The 24,266-nt window shown below is 41.6% G+C and carries 23 protein-coding genes and 7 tRNA genes; 18 read left to right on the forward strand and 12 right to left on the reverse strand.

What is annotated here, in order from left to right; translation table 11 throughout:
- Position 1: 1 nt before the first annotated feature.
- From BCU84_RS10605 to BCU84_RS10655, 11 genes are all read left to right on the forward strand, one after another.
- Positions 2-247 (forward strand): DUF4266 domain-containing protein, encoded by a 246-nt coding sequence (locus BCU84_RS10605; RefSeq protein WP_102439160.1) that lies wholly within the window; start codon positions 2-4, stop codon positions 245-247.
- Positions 228-1,388, forward strand: a complete 1,161-nt coding sequence (locus tag BCU84_RS10610) for a DUF3570 domain-containing protein (RefSeq protein WP_241906412.1) — start codon at positions 228-230, stop codon at positions 1,386-1,388. The genes BCU84_RS10605 and BCU84_RS10610 overlap by 20 nt, the downstream gene beginning before the upstream one ends.
- Before the next feature lie 47 nt (positions 1,389-1,435).
- Positions 1,436-2,089: an AraC family transcriptional regulator gene (locus tag BCU84_RS10615; RefSeq protein WP_198589561.1), complete on the forward strand. Its 654-nt coding sequence runs from the start codon at positions 1,436-1,438 to the stop codon at positions 2,087-2,089.
- 5 nt (positions 2,090-2,094) lie between these two features.
- Positions 2,095-4,296 (forward strand): CDC27 family protein, encoded by a 2,202-nt coding sequence (locus BCU84_RS10620; RefSeq protein ID WP_133146637.1) that lies wholly within the window; start codon positions 2,095-2,097, stop codon positions 4,294-4,296.
- Entirely contained in the window at positions 4,296-7,553 is a 3,258-nt protein-coding gene (locus BCU84_RS10625) for a tetratricopeptide repeat protein (RefSeq protein ID WP_102528067.1), read from the forward strand. The genes BCU84_RS10620 and BCU84_RS10625 overlap by 1 nt, the downstream gene beginning before the upstream one ends.
- Positions 7,528-8,433 carry a tetratricopeptide repeat protein gene (locus BCU84_RS10630; RefSeq protein ID WP_102528068.1) on the forward strand — a complete coding sequence of 302 codons (906 nt, stop codon included), beginning with the start codon at positions 7,528-7,530 and terminating at the stop codon, positions 8,431-8,433. The genes BCU84_RS10625 and BCU84_RS10630 overlap by 26 nt, the downstream gene beginning before the upstream one ends.
- A gap of 1 nt (position 8,434) precedes the next feature.
- Positions 8,435-8,773, forward strand: a complete 339-nt coding sequence (locus BCU84_RS10635) for a hypothetical protein (protein WP_102528069.1) — start codon at positions 8,435-8,437, stop codon at positions 8,771-8,773.
- Between the two features lie 123 nt (positions 8,774-8,896).
- The gene (locus tag BCU84_RS10640) at positions 8,897-9,550 is read left to right on the forward strand and encodes a MotA/TolQ/ExbB proton channel family protein (protein ID WP_102528070.1); all 654 of its coding nucleotides are present in this window, start codon (positions 8,897-8,899) and stop codon (positions 9,548-9,550) included.
- Between the two features lie 5 nt (positions 9,551-9,555).
- Positions 9,556-10,104 carry a biopolymer transporter ExbD gene (locus BCU84_RS10645; protein WP_102528071.1) on the forward strand — a complete coding sequence of 183 codons (549 nt, stop codon included), beginning with the start codon at positions 9,556-9,558 and terminating at the stop codon, positions 10,102-10,104.
- Positions 10,101-10,631: a biopolymer transporter ExbD gene (locus BCU84_RS10650; protein ID WP_102528072.1), complete on the forward strand. Its 531-nt coding sequence runs from the start codon at positions 10,101-10,103 to the stop codon at positions 10,629-10,631. Before BCU84_RS10645 ends, BCU84_RS10650 begins: the two co-directional genes overlap by 4 nt.
- 1 nt (position 10,632) lies before the next feature.
- On the forward strand, positions 10,633-11,628 hold the full coding sequence (locus BCU84_RS10655; RefSeq protein WP_102528073.1) for an AgmX/PglI C-terminal domain-containing protein: 996 nt from the start codon (positions 10,633-10,635) through the stop codon (positions 11,626-11,628).
- A 102-nt stretch (positions 11,629-11,730) separates the two neighbouring features.
- Here the strand turns inward: BCU84_RS10655 and BCU84_RS10660 are convergent, their stop codons facing one another.
- From BCU84_RS10660 to BCU84_RS10710, 11 genes are all read right to left on the reverse strand, one after another.
- Positions 11,731-12,213, reverse strand: a complete 483-nt coding sequence (locus BCU84_RS10660; protein ID WP_102528074.1) for a GNAT family N-acetyltransferase — start codon at positions 12,211-12,213, stop codon at positions 11,731-11,733.
- Positions 12,214-12,405: 192 nt separating this feature from the next.
- Positions 12,406-12,480 (reverse strand) — tRNA-Gln (locus tag BCU84_RS10665).
- A gap of 57 nt (positions 12,481-12,537) precedes the next feature.
- Positions 12,538-12,622: transfer RNA gene (locus BCU84_RS10670), tRNA-Leu, on the reverse strand.
- 107 nt (positions 12,623-12,729) lie between these two features.
- Positions 12,730-12,806: transfer RNA gene (locus tag BCU84_RS10675), tRNA-Met, on the reverse strand.
- 5 nt (positions 12,807-12,811) lie between these two features.
- Positions 12,812-12,886, reverse strand: a tRNA-Gln gene (locus BCU84_RS10680).
- Positions 12,887-12,912: 26 nt separating this feature from the next.
- A tRNA-Gln gene (locus BCU84_RS10685) sits at positions 12,913-12,987 on the reverse strand.
- A gap of 52 nt (positions 12,988-13,039) precedes the next feature.
- A tRNA-Leu gene (locus BCU84_RS10690) sits at positions 13,040-13,124 on the reverse strand.
- A gap of 120 nt (positions 13,125-13,244) precedes the next feature.
- Positions 13,245-13,321: transfer RNA gene (locus BCU84_RS10695), tRNA-Met, on the reverse strand.
- Positions 13,322-13,536: 215 nt separating this feature from the next.
- The gene (ychF, locus tag BCU84_RS10700) at positions 13,537-14,628 is read right to left on the reverse strand and encodes a redox-regulated ATPase YchF (protein WP_102528075.1); all 1,092 of its coding nucleotides are present in this window, start codon (positions 14,626-14,628) and stop codon (positions 13,537-13,539) included.
- A 105-nt stretch (positions 14,629-14,733) separates the two neighbouring features.
- Positions 14,734-15,321, reverse strand: coding sequence for an aminoacyl-tRNA hydrolase (gene pth / locus BCU84_RS10705; protein WP_102528076.1), 588 nt, complete (start codon positions 15,319-15,321; stop codon positions 14,734-14,736).
- A gap of 148 nt (positions 15,322-15,469) precedes the next feature.
- Positions 15,470-16,696, reverse strand: a complete 1,227-nt coding sequence (locus BCU84_RS10710) for an FAD-dependent monooxygenase (RefSeq protein ID WP_102528077.1) — start codon at positions 16,694-16,696, stop codon at positions 15,470-15,472.
- A 232-nt stretch (positions 16,697-16,928) separates the two neighbouring features.
- Between BCU84_RS10710 and BCU84_RS10715 the strand changes: the two genes are divergently transcribed.
- From BCU84_RS10715 to BCU84_RS10745, 7 genes are all read left to right on the forward strand, one after another.
- A complete protein-coding gene (locus BCU84_RS10715; RefSeq protein WP_102528078.1) occupies positions 16,929-17,474 on the forward strand; it encodes a hypothetical protein in 546 nt (181 codons plus the stop codon).
- Positions 17,475-17,567: 93 nt separating this feature from the next.
- Complete coding sequence (gene miaB, locus BCU84_RS10720; RefSeq protein ID WP_102528079.1) at positions 17,568-18,995, forward strand: tRNA (N6-isopentenyl adenosine(37)-C2)-methylthiotransferase MiaB; 1,428 nt, start codon at positions 17,568-17,570, stop codon at positions 18,993-18,995.
- 142 nt (positions 18,996-19,137) lie between these two features.
- The gene (locus tag BCU84_RS10725) at positions 19,138-20,229 is read left to right on the forward strand and encodes a PhoH family protein (RefSeq protein WP_102528080.1); all 1,092 of its coding nucleotides are present in this window, start codon (positions 19,138-19,140) and stop codon (positions 20,227-20,229) included.
- Entirely contained in the window at positions 20,219-20,707 is a 489-nt protein-coding gene (ybeY, locus tag BCU84_RS10730; RefSeq protein WP_102528081.1) for an rRNA maturation RNase YbeY, read from the forward strand. Before BCU84_RS10725 ends, ybeY begins: the two co-directional genes overlap by 11 nt.
- Positions 20,708-20,757: 50 nt before the next feature.
- Positions 20,758-21,636, forward strand: a complete 879-nt coding sequence (gene corC, locus BCU84_RS10735) for a CNNM family magnesium/cobalt transport protein CorC (protein ID WP_102528082.1) — start codon at positions 20,758-20,760, stop codon at positions 21,634-21,636.
- 46 nt (positions 21,637-21,682) lie between these two features.
- Complete coding sequence (gene lnt / locus BCU84_RS10740; RefSeq protein ID WP_102528083.1) at positions 21,683-23,212, forward strand: apolipoprotein N-acyltransferase; 1,530 nt, start codon at positions 21,683-21,685, stop codon at positions 23,210-23,212.
- The gene (locus BCU84_RS10745; protein WP_102528084.1) at positions 23,209-23,703 is read left to right on the forward strand and encodes a prepilin-type N-terminal cleavage/methylation domain-containing protein; all 495 of its coding nucleotides are present in this window, start codon (positions 23,209-23,211) and stop codon (positions 23,701-23,703) included. Before lnt ends, BCU84_RS10745 begins: the two co-directional genes overlap by 4 nt.
- A gap of 45 nt (positions 23,704-23,748) precedes the next feature.
- Here the strand turns inward: BCU84_RS10745 and BCU84_RS10750 are convergent, their stop codons facing one another.
- The gene (locus tag BCU84_RS10750) at positions 23,749-24,249 is read right to left on the reverse strand and encodes a zinc ribbon-containing protein (protein WP_102528085.1); all 501 of its coding nucleotides are present in this window, start codon (positions 24,247-24,249) and stop codon (positions 23,749-23,751) included.
- Positions 24,250-24,266 lie beyond the last annotated feature (17 nt).

Below are 24,266 nucleotides of genomic sequence, written 5' to 3' on the forward strand. Positions count from 1 at the left end.
GATGAATCCAATCAAAAAAATGCTCATGCTCATAACGGCCCTGTCGTCACTATTCATAATATCGGGCTGCTCAAGTTTAGACATAGAACCTTGGGTAAAACCTTATGAACGCCAAAACCTTGCCGATCCTATTATGCGATTTGGTAGGCATCCCATTGCCAATATGCACGTAGCGCATGTATTGGAGGCCCGTGAGTCTGCTCGCGGAGCAGAAGGAACTGGAGGCGGTGGCTGTGGTTGTAACTAAGATGCTCAAGTGCTTATTAAAGACAGCCACACTGACAGGATTAATTCTCTGCTCGCCACTCAGCCTAGCAGCAGTGCTAGAGCCTGATCGCGCTGATGTGCTTTATCACAGCTATGAAGGCGGCGGGATGAAAATTGACGGTCCTTCGGTATTGCTTCGAAAAAAGACCTCAGAATCATTGGCGTTTACTGGCTACTACTACCTCGATAGCATTTCTTCGGCCTCTGTAGATGTGCTCAGTACAGCAAGTCCATATAGCGAAAAGCGCCATGAAGGCCAAATTGGGGTCGAATACCTCAACGATAAGACCTTAATGACCTTTAATGCCCGCCAGAGTGATGAAGACGATTACCTCGCACAATCCTTTAGTGTTAATGTATCTCAAGATACCTTTGGCGATTTAACCAATTTAAGTCTTGGTGTGTCATATGGTGATAATGAAATACGCCGCAATGGCGATGACCAATTTGAAGAACAAAGCCAGCAGTACCGTATTCGCGCAGGCATAAGTCAAATTTTAACTCGCAACTTAACCGCGCAACTTAACTTTGAAGCCATTGCTGACGAAGGTTACCTCAATAACCCATACCGTACGGTACGCTACATAGATACAACTAACCCATCCGGTGTTGGCTATCAGTCAGAAATCTATCCAGAGACTCGTAACTCGTTTTCAACCAAATTATCGGCAAGCTACTTTCTGCCCTATCGCGCGGCGTTATTTTTTCATTATCGCTACTTCAACGACAGCTGGGAAATTGATGCTAATGATGTCGAACTCGGATACCGCCACCCTATTGGTGACTTCTTAGAACTTGAATTTAAAGTGCGTTACTACCAGCAAACTCAAGCTGAATTTTATAGTGACTTATTCCCTTATCAAGATGCACAAAACTACCTAGCCCGCGATAAAGAGTTAAGTGACTTTAATGACTTAACCTTAGGCCTAGGTGTCACTTATTTAATGCCTGAAAGCTTATCTTTTGGAGATACTCGTTCAGAAGCCAGTATTCAATGGGACTACATCACCTTCGACTACAACAACTTTAGAGATCCCACTGCTGATGGTGGCGTAGGTAACGAACCGTTTTACAATTTTTCCGCTAACGTCATCCGCGCTTTTTATAGCGTTTACTTTTAATCATTTTGCGTAATGTTAGCGATTTAGCCCATTTTCAAGGTAGAAATATGAACAACACAGATCAAGGTACTGGACAAGGTACAGCGCAGGGTAACACTGTTAAGTCATCTACAAATTTTAAAATATGGCTCACTTTGGGGCTATTTATAGCCATTTTCTGGAGCGCGATGCAGCCAAATGCCGCGTTAGCCAATACTGATAATGACGCGAGTGCTAATGCAATGACTAATGGTAATGTTAGCGCTGATAGTCAGAGTCAGGTAGCAAGCGATCTTGAAAACATCAAAAGCCAAGTCATTAAATTAAATCGTGATTTATTCATTCTTGAAGAAGACTTATTGTTCCCCGCAAGCACTCAAATAGCTGTATTTGTGTCAGTGGATATTGGACGTTTTTTTACCCTAGACAGTGTCGAGCTAAAAATTAATCAGCAAAATGTAGCCGGTTTTTTATATACCCAACGCCAACGTCGTGCACTGGAAAAAGGCGGCATTCAAAAAGTCTATATGGGCAATTTGAAAATGGGACAGCATCAGCTTACCGCTATTTTTACCGGTGTTGATGCAGAAGGTCGCACCGTACAAAGAGCAGTGACTCATCAATTTGAAAAGACAGATGAAACCGTGATGGTGGAATTGAAACTTGAAGATAATGAATCCAGTTATCGTGCAGATGTGAAAGTTGAAGAGTGGGTTTTATAACGGTTATGCCAGTTAATATGAACCAAGCTTTCCGTGATTTTAGCCGCTATGCAGTAGCAACGCCTCAGCTAAAAGCGATAATACTGTTTATCGTTAGCGGCTGTTTTTCAACTGCAGCTATCAGTGCTGATATGCCCACTGATGTCTCAACTGATGAACTAAATAAGCAACCAACTGAAGTTGCTCATTCAACGGCTGCAACTAATTTAACCCTTGCTCAGCAAGCTAACCTGCGCAATAAACTTTATCGCCAAGCCTTATACTTTTATTTTGAAGGTGATTACAACGCCGCATTAAGCCAAGTTAGCCTAAACAGACAGCGCTTTGATGCTGATACCGCAAAAAGCCATTTGTTTGAAGCTGGCTTACAGGTATCCATCGGTTTACATCATCAAGCTACTGAGACGTTGGCCACGTTCGAGCAAGCATTAATTCAACAACAAGCAAACGATAAGTTGGCAGGTATTGAGCCACCAACCGAAGATAAGCAAGGCAATAAAACTGCCACCTCAGCTGATGAGCTAAAGCTTATCGCACTACTACAGTTGTCAGAACAACAAATAGAGCAAGGTAAACACAGTGCTGCCCAGCAAACCCTCGCTAATATCACTCAACTGCCTGCTTCATATGCTGAGCAATATCAGATCCTACATCAATTGGCATATTGGCCTGCATCTGTGACTCCTTCAGCGAAAATACTTGATGAGTCAGCCGCGGGATCAAACCAAGCAGATACTGAATTAACTGCAAAGTCAGCATTATCTGCTTACGTCATGCTTAACCAAGCACTGCAATTGATGCAAGCAAAGGATTATCAACGCGCAGAAACACTGCTGGTACGCATTAAAAACATAAACGTAGCAGCAACTGAAACGAATTTCTGGCAAAGCTTATTTACCGAAAAGAGTCCACAACAACGAGCTCAAGTTTCTAGTAAAAATGTTAATAAAGAAATCACTGACATAAGCATAATGACAGCTGATGAATTAAAGGCAGACAAACAAATCCAGCAGCAAGCCATTAATGATTATGCTCAATTATTGTTAGCCCAACTGTATGTTAAACAAGGTCTATACCAAGCAGCATTCGATCAATTACAAGATTTTCCTGAGCACAGTCCTTACACTGAGTCTGCACTATTTCTATTTGCCTTCTCAGCTCAGCAGATCAAGCGATATGACACTTCACTGGCATTGCTTGATTTATTAAAACGTGACTATCAATACTCCCAGCTCGGTTGGCAATCAGCATTACTCATTTCTGCTCAAATCAAACAGCAAAACACACTTTCTGAGAGCCTATATAGCTATCAACAAGCCGAGCAACTCTATGTTGAACAATTAGCTGACTTAGCACGCTTTCATACCGATATTAAGCAAACAGAATTAACGCCATTATTGTTCAACAGTAATGTAAACGCTCAAACGGGAGCTAATGGTCAATGGCTGCAAAAAGCCTTAGAAAATCCAGAGCTGAAACACGATATCGATACCTTATCTGAGTTATCACTGTTAACGAGCAATATTGACCGTCAGCAGCAAAAAAATGCCTGGATAAAAGAGAGCTTAACACTCAATAAACAGCGTCAAGCTCGCATCATCGAACAGCAAAGCCAAACCCAGTATCCTGAATTGATTCAGCAGTTAACCAATCAAAAGCAGCTGTTAGCACAAATGATTACTGAGGCTGAGGCACAAGAAAACGCAGATATTTTTGCCAATGACGCAGAGCAAGCATGGCTTAAACGCGTCAATGAAAGTGAAAACGTTATCAAGGCTATTCGTGGTCAGCGCAGCACTGAAGAGTATCAACAAAGACTAAACCGCGTTAAAGCAGTCCTTAACTGGGAGTTGCAACAGCAATTTCCTCAAAGGTTATGGCAACATAAAAAATTACTTAAACAAGTCGACCAACAACTCGTACTGGTAAGTCTGCAGCAACAACGCTTTGCTCAGTTAGCCAATTCTCAGCAACAAACCACTGCGTTTGAGCAGCGCCAAGCTCAAGCAGAAACGAGACTGGTTACAACAATTCAAAATATCGCAGCACTTGAATCCTCAACCAAAGCTCAAATTCAACAAAAAATCTCAGCCTTTGTTTCTGAGCAACAAATTCAGCTTGAACAGTTATTACTGGCCTCTCGCCATGAAATGGCGGCTGTATTAGAGCAAATGTCCCAACCTGTTATAAATGGGGAGAAATTATAATGACCCCATCAAAACCAACGCTATCTCTACTCGTTAGCTGCATGATCATTGCTGGCGTCAGCGGTTGTAAAAGCACCCTAGATACTCAAGCTAATAACAATCCCAAAAGAGCGACATTAACTGATTTAGCCAAACAACAACCCCAAGTTTCATTGGACTCACTTGCTCTGACAAAAGCGCAGCGAAGCCAAAAACTTGCGCAAATTTATCAGCAATTACTGACATTAGAACCCAACCCAGAAGTCAGAACACACGTTGAATATCGTCTGGTTCAAATTAAGACTGAAAATCTTGAAGAGCAAATGTTTGGTGAGCTTGAAACCACAGTTCTTGATGAAGATACAGGGGTTAACCCGTTAGCTGCAGAGCAAAAAGCTTTGCAACAATTCAAGCAAAACGATCAACAGCTAGTAAAATTAATAGCTGAGTATCAAACACTATTACAGCGCTACCCTAATCGCGCTGATAACGAGCATCTGCAGTATCAACTGGCAAAAGCGCTAGATTTGCAAGGCCAGCTAGATGAAAGCTTAATCGAGATGGAATCGTTATTATCCCGCTACCCTAACACTCAATATTTAGCGGAGCTTAACTTTAGGCGCGGCGAAATCTATTACAACTTGCAAGATTACCCTGCTGCGATAAGCGCTTATAAACAGGTTCAATCAGCTGATAACAATGATAAATATTTACTCAACAGCATTTATATGTCTGGCTGGTCACTGTTTAAACTGAATCGCTTACCTGAGGCTGATAGTACCTTTTTAGCCGTGTTCGATACGATTTTAGCTAACCATAAACCAAAGCAAAATGAGTTAACCGCAACGGATTTCAGTTTTGCCAGTTTGAGCAGTCGCGAGCAAAACCTAGCAATTGATGCGCAGCGAGTTTTAAGTATTTCACTCAGTCAGCAGCAACAATCCGTATCCTTAGTTGCACTGGTGACATCAAAACAAGACACGCGTTACTTACCTATTTATCAACATGTTCTATTTGATAACTTAGCAAAATTCTTACTGAAACAAGAGCTGCAACATGATGCAGAGCTGGCCTATCAAGCCTATATCGATTTGGCACAAGATAACATTTGGTCTGCTCGTTACTCATTGGCTTTACTTGAGCTTTATCAGCGCCAAGGTAAATTTGCTTCAATGCATAAACTCAAAAATGATTATATTAACCAGTACGGGTTAAATAGCACTTTTTGGAGTCAAGCAAGTGCAAAGCATCAACAAGAGTTACTGCCTCATTTACTGGCATTTAGTGATGAGCATAGCCGCAGAGTTTACGCCAACGCGCAAAATCAGCCTGCAGGCATTGGCCGAGTAAGCGCTTTTAAAGCGGCTGCAAATGCATTAAGTACTTACTTACAACTCGCAAAATTGCCACAGGCAAGCAGCTTACTCAGCAAAGATATTCACACTGATGAATACCTGTTTGCTGATGCTAATTTTGAAGCCAAGCAATTTAGACAAGCACTTAACAGTTATAAAACTATCGCTTATGGTGAAATCAGTTCTATTGATGATTCGGTTCAAGCAGACCAGCCAAACCAACAAGCTGATCACTTAAGCCAACCAAATAAGCAGCTAAACCAAGAGCAGATAGCCCTCAAAAAGCAGGCTGCTTATGCAACCACAATCACAATTCGAGAAATCCTAACGCCGCTGCAAAATCAAGCTAATGCAAATTTGGATAGCACTCAGGTAGTTGTCCAAGAGAGGGTCGCCTTAGATAAACAGTTTATCGCCAACTATCCAGATGATAAACGCGCTCTAGAGCTTGCAACTCACGGCGCCCAATATTCATTTGCATCGAAAAATTACCTGGATTTAGCCCAGTTCAGCGAATTTGTATTAGTGACTCACGGTGTCATTAATCAACCCTCTGAGAAAAGTGCAGAACAAATAGCGGTAGTAGCGCGACAAACACCTGATGAATTAGCCAGTGTACAAAAACCTCAGGCTTATATCGCCCTAGATAAATCAAGTGTTATCAATCCAGTAGAGCACGGTAAACAGCTGCCTAAAACTCAATTAAAACAAGTACAACTTGTGACTCAGTTATATGCTCACGGGTTATATCAGCAAAGCCAATATGCCCTTGCTGAGCAATCTTATAATCTGGCGTTAAAATATTTAAGTGTCAGTCAAACACCGACAGCGCAGCAAGCGACATCACGAGTTGAAATGCGCGATTTATTAGCATCAAGCATTTACTTCCAAGCACAGGCTAACAAGAACGACAATCCGCAACTTGCTGTTGTCGATTTATTACGGATTAGCAAAGCTGTGCCTGAATCAAAATATGCAGTCAGTGGCGAGTTTGAAGCGGCGAATATCTTGCTTTCGCAACAGCAATGGCAACAAGCTATTACGGTATTGGTGCCATTTCAAAAGCGTTACCCTAAACATCAATTCAGTGCATCAATCCCAGCAAAACTTGCTCAGTCATATGAAGCATTAGAACAATGGGAATTGGCTGCTGAGCAACTGTTGATTATTGTTGCCAATGAACCCAAAGGAGCGCTAAAGCGTGAGGCGCAATATACTGCTGCGGAGTACTACCTCAAAGCAGGCGAAACCGAAAAAGCCCGCTTAACCTATCGAACATACGCTAAAGATTACCCTGAGCCTTTTGATGTAGCACAAGAAGTACGCCTTAAAATGAGCGAGTTTTATCAAGTTTCTAACGAGCCCAACAAGGAATATTACTGGTATCGCCAGATATTAGCCTTCCACGCCAAGCAGCAAGCTAAAGCGAATACCTTTGCTGGGCGAGAAATTGAAATTGCCTCTATTGCAGCTTCTGAATTAGCCCAAGCACACCAGCAAACATTTATCGCGATTAAGCTAACCGCGCCATTAAATAAAACCTTGAAGCGTAAACAAGACGCGATGAAACAAGCTATTGGTTATTACCAGCAAGTGTTGGACTTTCAACGAGCACAATATGTGCCGCAAGCGACCTTTAACTTAGCTGAAATGTATCGCCAGTTAGCGGCTGATGTTATGGACTCTGAGCGCCCTAGTGACCTAGATGAATTAGCGCTGGAAGAGTACGAAATATTGCTTGAAGAGCTCGCCTATCCATTTGAGGAAAAGGCTATTGAAATTCATATCAGTAACACTGAGCGAGCTTGGCAAAATATCTATGACCAATGGATTGGCAAAAGTTTCACAACCTTAACTGAACTGTCACCTGCGTTATATAACAAACAGGAGGTGACACATGATGTCGTTGAATCAATTCACTAAACCTTTAAGTAAGAGAGTAAACAGTCGGGTGAACAATAAAGTGAATAATAAAGCGAATAATAAAGTGAATAACACACTTTCCTCAGCTCATGTCACCATCAAGTTATTACTGGGTTTCAGCCTAATGATCTTGTCTGCATGCTCAACGATGACGAATGATCAAGCGAGTGAAAACGCCGAAGCTAACGGTATTGATGCCCTAGATAGCAGTATGGTGGATATGGTCAACACAGATGATGGCAATGCTAGCTCTGTGGCAAATGGCACTGTAGGGAACAACTCGAACAAGCAAACGGCGAGTAATGGCGCTTTAAATGATATAACAGCCAACAATTACAACTTATACGCTGAGCAAGCCCAGCAACGTTTAGCCAATGTACCTAGAACGGTGTTAACTCAGTATCAAGATGCGCTTGCTCTAATGAAACAACAGCAATTTGATCAAGCTGATGCATTATTTGATCAGGTACTCTTGGCGCAGCCAACCCTATCAGGTGCATTAGTAAACAAAGCCTTAATCGCCATTAATAAAAGTGACTTTAGTCAGGCTGAATCTTTGTTAAATCAAGCCATTGCCGTTAACGATAAAAACCCTTACGCCTTTCAGTTGAAGGCCCTTGTAGCAAGAAAGCAAGGTCAATTTGAACAGGCAGAAAAAGATTATTTAACCGCATTATCTATTTGGCCTAATTATCCAGAAGCACAAGTTAACCTCGCTATTTTGCTCGAGCTATACCGAGGAAAACTATTGGATTCTAGACGTTATTATCAATCCTATTTATTGCTAAAACCTGATGATGTTCAAGCCCAGCGATGGTTGGCTGGCGTTGAAATAAAAATTCAGCGAGCTGGGCTCAATTTGCAACAAGGAGAAGGATAAGATGGTTAGTTCATTAACCCCGATGACAACATACCGTGTTAACGCAGTTGTTATTGCTGTTATGACACTCTTGCTGCTATCAGTCATTAGCATGGGTGAGCTTAATGCCGCTGAAACCGTCAGCACAGCAAACAAACCCGTATTAATTGAAAGTAAAGTGACCGGCACGCAAGAGCAACCAAAAGTGCTTTACATCATGCCTTGGCAAGGAATTACCAACCCTGTAGCAATACAAGATAACAATATGCAAATCATCTTGCCGCAATTCAAACCGATTAACCCTAAAAAGTTCCAACAAGAGGTACGTGATTTCAGTGTGAATACTTCATCAAAACAATAAAGGGTGTATTCACTAAGATAAAAGTTTAACCCGAAGCAGTAACAAAAAAGCAGTAACAAAAAATAACTACATTTAGGACGAGTCAAAAACAACTTCGTTCGACTCTATAAAAAGGAAAATATCATGAGTTTTACCGACCATATCATTGCATTTTTACAAAATGGTGGCCCGTTCATATACCCTATCGCCCTAGTATTAGTCGTCGGTTTGGCCATCACAATCGAACGTTGGTTATATCTCAGTTCAGCTCATCGCACTAACCAAAAAGCATTCTCGTTAATCAAAGAAGCACTTAAAAGCGGTGATGTCGCGACAATCAGTCAACATGCGCAAAATAATAAAGCACCTGTATTTGATGTATTGCAATCTGGTATCGTCAGAATTTCACAAGCTAAACGCCGTGAAGATGTGGAATACGCCATGGAAGAAACCATCATGGAGTACATGTTGAGACTTGAAAAGCGCACGCCATTTATTGCTACCTTAGCCAATATTGCTACGCTACTTGGTCTACTGGGAACCATTATGGGGCTGATTGCCGCGTTCTCTGCGGTAGCCAGTGCAGATCCAGCTGAAAAAGCTAACCTGCTGTCTTCCAGTATTTCTGTTGCAATGAACACCACTGCATTTGGTCTTATTACCGCTATTCCGCTAATTCTATTTCATTCAACACTGCAAACTAAAACTGCGACTATTGTTGATTCAATTGAAATGGCTGGCATTAAATTACTTAATTCACTGTCTTTTTCTAAGCAAGCGGATTCGGACCGAGGCTAATAATTATGAGACGCCGTCGTCGCCCTAATACCGAAGATGCAGAACTCGATATCACTTCATTTATGAATTTGATGATCGTGCTCGTGCCTGTGTTATTACTGAGTTTGGTATTTTCACAAGTACGGATACTAAATCTGCAATTGCCTGTTATGTCAGAGTCTCAACAAGCTGAAGATGATCAAGAACCCAAAGTATTGGAACTAGTCATTACTCATCAAAGTCTTGAGCTCAACTACCCTGCAGGCATATTACTTAAACGTTTTGAAACAACAGAACAAGGTTATGATTTCAAGGCTTTGTCTGTGTACTTACAAGACCTTAAACTGACTTTTCAACAACAAGAAATCGATAAAAATGACATAGTGCTTTTGCTTGAATCTGATATCGATTATCAGACCATTGTGACTGCAATGGATACCGTGCGCTCATACAAAGCAGTGGTTGCGGCTAACCTAGTCGATGCTGAACTGTTTCCGCTTATCTCGTTAGGCGATGCACCTGAAGAATCACTTGCTGAAACACAAGTAAGTGAAACCACAGGAGGCAAATCATGAAGCAATCACCCAGAGCTAAACGACTTGCTAAGCACCATAAGCGCTTTAAATCAGGTGGCAAACTTAACTTAGTGGCCTTGATGGATATCTTTACGATTTTGGTATTCTTCTTGATTGTGAATCAATCTGAAGTACGCGTTCTACAAAATATCGAAAAGATAAAGTTACCTGTCTCTATTGCTGAAGAACTGCCAGTTGAAAACCTGGTTATCACAGTACTTAAAGATACAGTGCTTATCCAAGAGCGAGCTGTTTGGCAAAATAGTGCTGATAAGCCTAACTTCAGTGAACAAGAAAACCTTGAGTTTATCGAAGCGATGACTACAGAGCTTACATACCAAGCGAGTAAACGTACTGAGTTAACAGAGTCAGAACAGGAAAAAGGCCGTGCCGTCACCATTATTGGCGATAGCAGCACACCTTATATGGCGTTAAAGCAAATTATGGCTGCTTGTGCTGAAACGGGATATAGAAATATGTCATTAGCCGTTGAGCGCCAAGCCAGTAAAACGGCTGAGGAGAGTTAGCATGACAGCAGCAAGCTTATCCCATTCGTTTAATGGCAGTAGCCCAAATGGTAATAGCTTTAACGACATAGGTGATTTATTTAAGCCCAGTAAACAAGATAGGTTATTTAAACAGATCTTAGTGTTACTACTGGTCATTTACGCTGTGTTCGGCATCGGTGTGCCTTTACTTGAGCAAGTTGAAGTGCCAAGAGAAGTTAAAGAGCAATTACCCCCGCAGTTAGCGAAAATAATGCTTAAAGAAAAACAACTTCCAGTGCCTGAAAAGCCAGAGGTTATTCCTGAACCTGAGCCAGAACTTGAAAAAGAACCGGAAAAGGTTGAAGAAAAGCCTGTCGATAAACCTGTTGAAAAACCAATAGTACAGCCGACAATGACCCGTGAGGCCGCAAAAGAAAAAGCACAAACTTCAGGGCTAGCAGCCATGAAAGATGAGCTTTTTTCAATGCGTGAAGCGTTTGATATCAAGCCGGCATCTCAAAGTGCCCTTGAACAAACGCAGGCGCAAGAAGTGAAAGTCAAACGTAAGCTGTTAGCAGCTTCGGCCAATACCCAAAGTGAGAGTTTAACCACCTCTACCGTCAATCAAACCGTTGCGTCAGATGCTTTAAGCACTAAAAACACCCAACAAATTAGGTTGGCAGAAGAGGAAGTGTTAGCTACTCAAGGGGCTATTGCCGAGGAAGAGCAACTGGCTTCTGCGGGAAGCCAACGTTCAGAGGCAGCATTACGCCGCACACTTGAGGCGAACAAAGCACGTTTATATGCCTTGTATAATCGAGCTCTGCGTAAAGACCCTTTCCTCAAAGGTAAAGTCATGTTTGAGATTGAGATCCTGCCTAATGGCAGCATTAGTCGGGTTGATATTCAATCAAGCCAGCTTAACAATGCCAAATTAGAGCGCCAACTAAAGGTTGTGTTACGTTCAATCACCTTCCCTGCAGAAGATGTTGCAACAATGACAACCATTTGGGCGATCGACTTCTTACCCAGCTAGACAGAAGTAAGCGATAAATGATTAATTAATTTTTATCAGTTAACAATACGGCCAATTGGCCGTATTTTTTTTATTTGCTTAAGACTTAAAAAGTAAAACTGATTAAAGCACTTGTTTCATGATCTTAGCATCAGGGCCATAACTTGCGTTAGCCACCTGCTCATGATCAATCTCAAAGCCCATTTTTTGCCAAAAAGGGACTGAGCCTTGTATTGCCACAAGTTGTATTTGTGAGTAATTGTATTGCTTAGCAATTAATTTTAACTGCTCAACCATTTGCTTACCGACTCCAGAGCCTTTTAATAGAGCAGATACCGCTAAATCATGTAGAAACAACTGACTACCTTCCTTTTTCTCAGAAAGTGTCTGATAGAGCTTAGGAGGCGTTTTATTAGCCCAAACATGAGCCAATAGATAAGCCATTACCTTTTGCTCTTCATTTTGATAGACAAAACAGCAGTGAGCAGAATGCTGCCATTTATCCCGAAGGACTTCGAGCGGCTCTGGTTCAATATCCACATACACTTGCGATTGGAGTTTATAGATTTCAGGCCACATTGACTCTGTAATTGGATTGATTGGCATTTCGGGCAGACTCTGAATGTAATAATTTAGAAAGTAATAATTTGGAACGTATGACTTATCCATCATACAAAAATAATCATAAGGCTCAATCGATAAGTGATAATGGATAAATATGAGAAGATAAATCATAAATTTTAGGCAACAAAAAGCCCGTCATAAGACGGGCTCTTGCTTTAACCGTGAGGCTAAATTTGGCTGGGATACCAGGATTCGAACCTGGGGATGCCGAGATCAAAACCCGGTGCCTTACCACTTGGCGATATCCCAAAATTTGGATATGTATAACTTAATCTAGGAAGATGTACATATTGAAGAAAAATTTGATGGTACGGGAAGAGAGACTTGAACTCTCACACCTTACGGCACCAGAACCTAAATCTGGCGTGTCTACCAATTCCACCACTCCCGCATCAAATTTTTACCAGAATAAACTCATTTACATCATGAGTAAACACTGTTTCTTGCTCTTTCTAACTCAGTAGTAAAAGGGTAACCCTCTATTCTACCTTTTAAATATGGTAGCAATGGCGGGACTTGAACCTGCGACCCCAGCATTATGAGTGCTGTGCTCTAACCAGCTGAGCTACATTGCCGAAGATGGCTGGGATACCAGGATTCGAACCTGGGGATGCCGAGATCAAAACCCGGTGCCTTACCACTTGGCGATATCCCAATAATCTTTTACTACTTACTTTAAAATGGCTGGGATACCAGGATTCGAACCTGGGGATGCCGAGATCAAAACCCGGTGCCTTACCACTTGGCGATATCCCAATCTAAAGCTTTTTAAAAAACCCGCTATTTACATAGCCAATTTTTTTAATAATGGTACGGGAAGAGAGACTTGAACTCTCACACCTTACGGCACCAGAACCTAAATCTGGCGTGTCTACCAATTCCACCACTCCCGCACTGACTCTGTTTTACATCCAGAACACGATGCTCATTTAACCTTGAGAAGGTTGCCGGTCATATTTCTAAAGTTATTACTTTAACTAACCAGCAATCTCTTATTTTACATCTAGAGAAGATGGTAGCAATGGCGGGACTTGAACCTGCGACCCCAGCATTATGAGTGCTGTGCTCTAACCAGCTGAGCTACATTGCCACTTTATTCTTACTTGCCCTCGTCGTGAGGACGGGGCGTATTATGCTTATTCAGGGTATCGAGGTCAACTGCTTTTTTTAGCTATTTTCATCAATTGTTGTTGTTCGGCTATAAGTTCACCAAACTGAGCGCCAAATCGACAAAATATCCTAATAAAGTTAACCTCAATACTCTTTAACGGTGATCTTCAGACTATTATAGTTTGAAAATACCGATTACACGTTAAATAGGAAATGCATAACATCGCCATCTTTAACGATATAACCTTTACCTTCGACACGTAATTTACCCGCATCTTTAGCGCCAGCTTCACCTTTATGTTCGATAAAGTCATCATAGCTCATTACTTGAGCACGAATGAAACCACGTTCGAAGTCAGTATGGATCACGCCCGCTGCTTGTGGCGCACTCGCACCGACTGGTACTGTCCATGCTCTTACTTCTTTTACACCTGCAGTAAAGTAAGTTTGTAAGTCTAATAATTGGTAACCCGCACGGATCACGCGATCAAGACCTGACTCTTCAAGGCCAAGATCAGCCATAAACTCAACACGGTCTTCAGCATCCATTTCTGCAAGCTCTGATTCAATTGCAGCACAAACGGCAACAACTACTGCATTTTCAGTCTCAGCAATCGCTTTAACAGCATCTAAATGTGGATTATCTTCAAAACCATCTTCAGCTACGTTAGCAATGTACATCGTAGGCTTTAATGTAAGGAAGTTAAGGTAAGCAACAGCGGCAATCTCTTCTTTGCTTAACTCTAGTGAACGCAACATTTGGCCTTCATCTAATGTTGGGCGCATTTTTTCAAGCACTTCAACTTCAAACTTAGCTTCTTGGTCGCCACCTTTAGCACGCTTCTGTTGACGGAAAATAGCACGCTCTAAGCTATCTAAGTCAGCAAGTGCAAGTTCAGTGTTAATCACTTCGATGTCACCAGCTGGATCAACTTTATTAGCAACGTGAACGATGTTTGGATCTTCAAAACAGCGAACAACATGACCAATTGCATCAGTTTCACGGATGTTAGCAAGGAACTTATTTCCTAAACCTTCACCTTTTGATGCGCCTGCTACCAAACCAGCAATATCAACAAATTCCATTGTGGTTGGTAAAATACGCTCAGGGCTAACAATCGCTGCTAACTTATCTAGACGTGAATCCGGTACAGGTACAACACCTGTGTTAGGCTCAATGGTACAAAACGGGAAGTTAGCTGCTTCAATTCCTGCTTCTGTTAATGCATTAAATAGTGTCGACTTACCTACGTTTGGCAAACCCACAATGCCGCATTTAAAACCCATATTTGTTACCTTTATATATGTTGAACTGCATCGAAACTGAGGCAGTGAATATCAATAGTTGCTTTGAAACAGAAAACCTTACTACCTTTATATAGGCTATAAAATTTAAACTGCTTTAAAAGTATGTAATCTGTTCATGGCTTTCGCCATATCTTGCTTAAATAAAATCTCAGTTGAACGCACTGCTTCATCAATCACTGCATCCATCTTTTCTTGTTCGCTTGCTGGCGCTTTACCCAGTACATAACCGCTAACACGATTTTTGTCTCCGGGATGACCAATACCTATCCGTAGGCGGTGAAACCCTTTGTCATTGGCCATTTTAGCAATAATGTCTTTTAAACCATTATGGCCACCATGACCACCGCCTAATTTAAACTTTGCAACGCCCGGTTCCATATCAAGCTCATCATGAGCGACTAATATTTCTTCTGGTGTAATTCGGAAAAAATTGGCTAATGCACCTACTGATTTTCCGCTAAGGTTCATAAAAGTGGTCGGGATCAATAATCGTACGTCTTTACCATCAATCGTCACTCTGGCAGTTAAACCAAAGTATTTACTGTCAGGTACAAGCGTTGCGCCGCATAGGCGCGCTAGCTCTTGCACATACCATGCACCGGCATTATGACGAGTTTGTGCGTATTCAGCACCAGGATTGGCAAGACCAACAATTAGTTTTATTTGACTCATTAGCACTCATTTTTAGCGAATAATATGACCGCGCTGACTTCAAATCATCCTAATAAAATTGCCGAAATGTGATTTGAAGGCGCTAAAGCGCGGCATTTTAACACTCAAAACTGAACTCAACAATTACCGCGTGTTATTTAACCTAGATTTAGGCTAAACCTAATGCATATTTGAGGACTTTCTTTTTGATAGGGTTATCATGATTTGCGAGTTTTAGCATACCATTACGTAGTAGCTTAAGCGGCATTAAGTCATTACTGAAACCGGCATAAAATGCATCCATTGCCGACATCATTAATAAGTTGTCGCTATAACGCTTACATTGATATTGCTTTAAAGTGGTTTCAGTCCACCATGGACGGTTATTACCAACCGCATCGGCGATAGTCGCAATCAATACGTCGACATCTTTAAAACCAATATTCACCCCTTGACCTGCAAGTGGGTTAATCGTGTGAGCTGCATCGCCTAAAATAACCACATTATCTTGGCAATATGATTGCGCATGACGACGTGTTAACGGAAAGCTACCCCGGTCGATAACAGTAAAATCACTGTCTAATCGCTGCGGGAAGTGTTGTCTAATTTGCTCAGCAAGTTGCAGATGATTAAGCTGCATTAACTGTTTAATACGGCTACGACTGTCATACCAAACTAATGAAGCATTGTTGCCTGGAAGCGGTAATAACGAACGCGGCCCTGCTGGAGTAAATTGCTGCCAGGTGACATCTTGCTGCTCAGTGGATGTGGCGACATTAATAAGCATCGCTGATTGGGCATAATCCCAACCAGTAATACCAATACCAGCCCATTGACGCACTTGCGAGTTAGCACCATCAGCGCCAACTAATAATGCAGCACGGATTTCTGTCCCAGAATCTAAAGTGACTTTTATCTGTTGTTGATCATCAAGGGTTACACGCTCAAAACGACTGACACTTTCAGGGCAATAGAGTGTGATATTGTCCATAGCCTCTATTTTTTGCCATAAACAAAGTTGAATTAATCGATTTTCAAAGAAGTAGCCTAAATGTGGTTCATCAATTTGATCTGCATGAAATTGAGTGATGCAATCTTCCACCTCCCAAGTTTCTAGGCCTTTATAAGCCACATGACGCAAAGATAACAATTCATCCATTACCCCAAGTCGCTCAAGCAATTGCTCTGAAGCAACACTAATAGCAGACACTCGAAGATCTAGGGGCTGTTCAGGCTCATAGGCCTTTGGTTGATAGGCTTCTATCATTGCGACATTCAGGCCAAGCTGCCCTAACCCTACCGCGACAGCTGCGCCAACCATGCCGCCGCCCACAATCACCACATTATGTTGAACTTGTAGATCTTGTTTTGCCTTATCTTGAACTGCATCTTGCATTGCTAAACCCTTCTCATCGCACTTTCGTACTTATTAGCATTAACCGTAACGATTAAAATATGTACAAACGTGTCTAAAATCGCTTAATCGTGTCGATATGTTGCTATCTAATCTTAGAGCAACACCTGCTTACAATGGTGACACATTAACCAGTAAACCTCTTCATATACTGAAACTGTCTAATGAATACACCTTGCACCACATCCGTCATGCCAAGGTAAGAGAGGATACTATGTCTAGTCAAAGCACGTACGTACATTCTAACAATATTAGCAGCAACCATTCGGGCCTACTTTCTATTCCTGAGGCTATATCAAAGCGTATGCCAAAGGGCAGAAAATCAGCAAGCATCACTCGAATGTTTACCCATAGTTTACTGGCTATCACAGCATTATTTTCTGTTGCTTCCCAAGCGCAAATGCAACCAATGGAAACCGTCACCGTGATTTACCGTTCTTCGTTTGATTATGCCTTATATCAACAAACCACGGAAATACTCACACGCTTTAATCGGGAGCTACCACAACAAATTATTGCCAGAGCTCGTCAAGATAACGTGGCAATGGCAAAAGAATTCGGTTTTTCAGTCCAAGAAGCCAATGAATTAGTCTCGTTTGACTATCATGCAAATCAACTACAGCAAAACTTAATCGCTCAAGCGCGCCTTGATAATCAGCGCATAGCCAAGCAATTAGGCTTTTTTACCAATCAATCAAACGAGTTAGCCGACCAAGATAAATACTCGCAAAAAATAGGGGTATTAGGCTTTTCAGAATAATGCTCACTAGATGTGCACAAAGGCTAGCCAGCGAGCCTTTGTGCAGTTAAAATACTCGGCTATTTTTCTGTGGTATATAGAACGGCGTATCTGATGAGTAAAAAACTACACATAAAAACCTGGGGCTGTCAGATGAATGAATACGATTCATCTAAAATGGCTGACTTGCTGGACGATTATCAAGGTTACACCTTGACTGAGAATGCTGAAGAAGCAGACGTACTCCTGCTTAACACATGCTCAATTCGTGAAAAAGCACAGGAAAAAGTGTTTCATCAGCTTGGTCGCTGGAAAACCTTAAAAGATAAAAATCCTAATTTAGTTATCGGTGTCGGTGGTTGTGTTGCTTCACAAGAAGGTAAAGCAATTAAAGAACGTGCTCAATGTGTTGATATCATTTTCGGCCCACAAACCTTGCATCGTTTACCTGAAATGATCACCCAAATTAATAATGGCGACAAAGCCGTTATTGATGTGAGCTTCCCAGAAATCGAAAAGTTTGACCGTTTACCAGAGCCAAAAGCTGATGGTCCATCGGCATTCGTTTCAATTATGGAAGGTTGTAGCAAATACTGTTCATTCTGTGTTGTACCTTATACACGCGGCGAAGAAGTTAGCCGCCCAGTCGATGACGTGATTCTAGAAGTCGCTCAGCTAGCTGAGCAAGGTGTACGTGAAGTTAACCTGTTAGGCCAAAACGTGAATGCCTTCCGTGGTCCGACTCACGACGATGAAATTTGTACCTTTGCAGAGTTATTGCGCTTAGTGGCATCAATAGATGGCATCGACCGTATCCGCTTTACAACCAGTCATCCGATTGAGTTCTCTCAAGACATCATTGATGTATATGAAGACACTCCTGAACTTGTTAGCTTCTTACACCTTCCTGTTCAATCAGGATCAGATCGTATTTTGACTAACATGAAACGTGGCCACATGGCGATTGAATACAAATCAATTATTCGTCGTTTACGTAAAGCCCGCCCTGATATTCATATCAGTTCTGACTTTATTATTGGCTTCCCTGGTGAAAGCCAAGCTGACTTTGAAGACACAATGAAGTTAATTGAAGATGTAAGCTTCGATCACAGCTTCAGCTTTATTTACAGTGCTCGCCCAGGTACCCCAGCTGCAGACTTACCAGATGATGTCACTATGACTGAAAAGAAACAGCGTCTGGCTATTTTACAAGACCGAATCACCCAGCAAGCGATGCGTTACAGCCGTCAAATGTTAGGTACTGTGCAACGTATTTTAGTTGAAGGTCCTTCAGTAAAGAATCCAATGGAGCTTCGCGGTCGTACTGAAAATAACCGCGTAGTGAATTTCGAAGGTAACCCTAAGAGCATTGGCGGGTTTGTTGACGTAGAAATCGTTGACGTATACACCAACTCTTTACGTGGCGTATTTGTTCGCGCAGAAGATGAAATGGATTTACGTCGTAGTTTGCGTCCGTCTGACATTTTAGCTAAACACAAAACTGATGATGATTTAGGCGTAACCCAATTTACCCCTAATTAAGTCATAATCTAGTGATGATATTTAGTTAATAAAGGCGGCTATAAGCCGCCTTTATTGTGCTTTTACCTAAATACCGTGGTATTTTAAATACAACACTCGTAGACTCTTTGTTAATAAACATATCGTTTTTGGAGCATTATTTTTGTCCACTAAAGTTACAACCATGAATTTGTATCTCGAGCCTGCTGAGACTCGAAGAATAGCCTCATTATGTGGTCCTTATGATGACAACATTAAGCAACTTGAGCGCCGTCTAGGTGTTGAGATTGTCCACAAAAACAATCATTTCACAATTGTTGGTCTGCCTCGTAATGCCTTTAATGCCAACAATTTATTGAAACAGCTTTATATTGAAACCCAAACGGTTAAAGGCAGCACGCCTGATCTTGAACCTGAACGAGTTCATCTAGCCATTCAAGAAGTGATTAATCTTGAGGCAGAATCTTCTGCTGAAGACGATACCCTACACATCAAAACTAAGCGCGGCATCATCAAGCCACGCAACCCAAACCAAGCTAATTATGTGGCAAACATTGCTAAACATGACATCACCTTTGGTATTGGGCCTGCTGGTACAGGTAAAACCTTTTTAGCTGTTGCTGCAGCAGTAGATGCATTAGAACGTCAAGAAGTTCGTCGTATTCTATTAACACGTCCTGCGGTTGAAGCCGGTGAAAAACTCGGATTCTTGCCGGGTGATTTAAGCCAGAAAGTCGACCCGTATTTACGCCCACTTTATGATGCTTTGTTTGAAATGTTAGGTTTTGAGAAAGTTGAAAAACTGCTTGAACGCAACATCATTGAAATAGCCCCGCTGGCTTACATGCGTGGTCGTACTTTAAATGATGCCTTTGTGATTTTAGATGAAAGCCAGAACACCACTGTTGAACAAATGAAAATGTTCTTAACCCGTATCGGCTTTAATTCACGCGCGGTCATCACTGGTGATATTACTCAAATCGATTTACCGCGCAGTCAAAAGTCAGGACTACGCCAGGCAATTGAAGTGCTCAGCGAAGTCAATGACATTAGCTTTAACTTCTTTATGTCTCAAGATGTGGTTCGTCACCCGATTGTTGCCCGCATCGTTGAAGCTTATGAAGCATTTGATTCAAAAGAACTGGCACTAAAAGCTGAAAAAGAGCGCCAATATAAACAACGTCAGAATGCATTTAATGAACAAATGAGCAATGAAGATACTAATACTGTTGGAGTGGTAAAAAATGACGCTTAACTCTGACGTAGCTTCAAAGCTTGATTTAGAGCTAGATTTACAAATTGCCGTTGATGACCCGCAACAATTACCAACTCAAGATGAGTTTGAGTTATGGGTTAAAACAGCACTCGGTAATACCATGGAAACGGCTGAATTAACGATTCGCATTGTCGAAAACAGTGAAAGTCAGCAGCTTAACCATACTTACCGCGGGAAAGATAAACCTACCAATGTTTTATCTTTTCCTTTCGAGGCGCCTCCAGGGATTGAATTACCACTTTTAGGTGATTTAATCATTGCCGCTGAAGTAGTAGAACTCGAAGCAAAACAACAGAATAAGCCCCTTATAGCACATTGGGCCCACATGGTTATTCACGGCTGCTTGCATTTGCTAGGTTATGACCATATTATCGACAACGAAGCTGAAGAAATGGAGTCATTAGAGACTCAACTCATTGAAGGCTTAGGTTTTTCAAATCCGTATAAGGAAGCATAAATAAGTCAAAGGATTGCATGTAAATGCCTCCGATGATTTAGTAAAATATTATGAGTGACGACATCCCACCGAGTACCAACGCCCGTAAAAAAAACTGGATTGACAAAATAGGTCAGTTGTTTCAGGGCGAACCTCAAAATCGCGAAGATCTCGTAGAGGTCATTGCGGGCGCTGAAGAGCGTGATTTAATTACTGAAGATACCCGTGAAATGATGAATGGCGTATTAGAAGTTTCAGGATTACGCGTACGCGATATCATGATCCCTCGCAGCCAAATAGTCACACTACAAATCGATAGCACAGTTGATGAATTACTGAAAACAGTAATAGAATCAGCTCACTCTCGTTTTCCTGTAGTCAACGAAGATAAAGACCATATCGAAGGCATTTTGCTTGCAAAAGATCTGCTTAAGTATGGCTTCAAGCAATCAGACCAACCTTTCTCACTGCATCAAGTCATCAGGCCAGCTGTAGTGGTTCCAGAAAGCAAACGTGTCGATGTGCTACTCAAAGAATTCCGCTCCCAGCGATATCATATGGCCATTGTGGTCGATGAATATGGTGGGGTATCCGGTCTTGTCACAATTGAAGATATCTTAGAAGAAATCGTCGGTGAAATTGAAGATGAATTCGACCATAGTTCAGTAGAAGATACGGAAATCAAAAAAATCAGTAACACCGTGTTTATGATTAAAGCACGTACCCCTATTGATGAATTTAACGAAGCTTGCGGTACTCAATTCAGCGATGAAGAATTTGATACTGTCGGCGGTTTAGTGTCACACGCCTTTGGTCATTTACCAGAGCGCAACGAAAGTGTACTTATCGATAATATCGAGTTTAAAGTCACTAACGCTGATACAAGACGGTTAATTCAACTTAGCGTTAAGTTACCAGATCCTAAACTTCAAGAAGATAACGACGACTAACACTGTGTTTAAAAAAATAAATATCTCCAAGTCATCACTATTAAAGATGGTGACGGCTTTTGCTGCGGGCGCGAGTACCACTCTCGCCTTTGCTCCTTACGCAATATGGGCTTTCTACCCCGCGGCAATGATATTTGTTCTCTATCAAAGCCGACACTTAACCCCTAAAGAAAACTTCTTTCATTGGCTAAGTTTCGGCTTTGGTTGTTTTGCTTTTGGGATCAGCTGGGTCCATGTCAGTATTGATACGTTTGGCGGATTACCGTTATTCGTTTCAATGGGGCTTATGGCATTACTGGCATTTTATTTAGCGCTCTACCCTGCATTAGCGGGGTATCTCACCGCAAGACTTAGTCAATATCCGCACTTTAAACATTGGCATCATGCCTTTCAGTATCTCGGTTTATTCCCTGCACTTTGGGTATTAACTGAATGGATGCGTGGATGGGTGCTTACAGGGTTCCCATGGTTATGGGCTGGCTACAGTCAAACCCAGGGACCGATTTCTGAACTTGGCAGCGTTATTGGCGCACTAGGATTAAGTTATCTCATCGCTCTGTTTTGCGGCAGCATTGTTTTAGTGTTAAAGAAACGTTTTATCAGTGCAGCGGTCATCACCGCCAGCATTATCATTGCGACAATCGTTACACCATTAATCTCTGACATTACCCCTCGCGGCGAAACCGTTAAAGTGGCGTTAGTGCAAGGCAATATCGAACAAAGCATGAAGTGGGAGCCTGATGCGTTATGGCCGACACTGCTTAAATATATGGATTTAAGCCGTCCAAACTTTGATGCCGATATTATCGTCTGGCCAGAAGCTGCAGTACCCGCTCCAGAGTCAATGGTGGGAGACTTTTTACATAATACCGATAAAGTGGCGAATATGAATGATAGCGCCATCATTACCGGTATTATCAGCACACAGCAGCAAGAATTTTATAACTCACTTATTGTATTGGGTAACGCCAATCAGTCAGTGCAGCCCCAAGGTGACTATCAAGGCAATGGCACTAACGACTACAAAAAACATCACTTACTCCCTATCGGTGAATTTGTCCCGTTTGAAAGCCTGTTAAGACCATTAGCGCCGTTTTTTAATCTCCCTATGTCATCGTTTGGGCGCGGAACTTACCAACAGCAAAACTTAAATGCCATGGGCTATCAAATAGCCCCTGCTCTTTGCTTCGAAATTGTGTTTCCTGAGCAATTGCGCGCCAATATCGATAAAGATACCGATTTACTGTTAACGGTTTCAAATGATGCTTGGTTTGGCGATACAATTGGTCCATTGCAACACATGGAAATAGCCCAAATGCGCTCAATTGAATTAGGCCGTCCACTAGTTCGAGCAACCAACAATGGTGTAACAGCTGTGGTAGATATTCACGGTCGTATTACCCATCAAATCCCGCAATTTAAACAAGGCGTATTAGTTGCAGATGTTCCGTTATATAACGGTGAAACGTGGTTTAAACGTATTGGCCAAACACCATTATTATTACTCTGTGGTTTGTTGTTTTTGATAGGGTTAACTCAACAAATCATGCTTTGGAAAAAAGGCAGACCTGATTGAGCTTGAAACGATTTAATCAAGGTTTTACCTTAATAGAACTTGTTGTGGTGATTATTATTTTGGCCATACTGGCAATTATTGCTGCGCCAAAATTTATCAATATGTCCACTGAAGCCCGTATTAGCGGTTTATCTCAGCTAAATGCCAGTGCAAAATCCGCAAATAACTTAGTCTATGCTCGCTCGCAAATGAGCAGCTTCTCTACCCAAACTGTCAACAATAGAGATGACTTACTTGATATCGATCTTGAAGGTGATGGCAGTTTTAATACACGTCTTAAATGGGGTTATTTGGATAATACCGATATTGAAGATTGGTTGATCTTGGATGACGGCTTTGTCATTGAGTATCAAGGTATTGCCGATACTTTTATCGGCTATGATCTCAATGATGACGGTAAGGTGTTAGATGACAATTGTTATTTTCACTACGTTCAAGCCAATAACGCAACCACTGGGCCGCAATATAATAATGTCACAACTGGTTGCTAGCCGTTTAAACACAGCTAGTAACCAATAAATGTACAACCTCAAAATTTAAGGCGCTAACGATTCTCGGGTAAACATTTCATTGTCACACTGCGGACAATCAGGAATTAAGCTCGGAAACTCAATATTCATTTCATGATTACATTCAGTACAAATTACTTTGCCCTGATTAATCACTTCACCTGACATATAAAAGCCTTTGTGTTTGAAATCTTGAGCAATCTCATGCCACTCAACTTGGCTGCGGTCAGTAATTTCACCTAACCAGTGCCAAAGGGTGTTTTCTAAGGTGATCACCGTTGGGCTATAACTAAGATTATCGGCATTTTCGTCTTTTAGGTAACTTGCAATGTCACGCTTTAAAAATTCTTCTACTAAAGCTAACTCATCTTCACCTGCATCAGATTTGAGTTGCAAATAATCTTTACACTGGGTTATTGATGCAAAAAGGCTCTTTGCTGTCAATGAGTTATCTTCATCATAACGCTGCTTAACTTGCTCAAAAAGCGTGTGATAAAGCGCTAATAACGCTGAACTTCGTCCACTCATAAAAAATACTCCTTCAT

It is taken from the genome of Shewanella sp. 10N.286.51.B7 (assembly GCF_002873615.1).
Taxonomy (GTDB): domain Bacteria; phylum Pseudomonadota; class Gammaproteobacteria; order Enterobacterales; family Shewanellaceae; genus Shewanella; species Shewanella electrodiphila.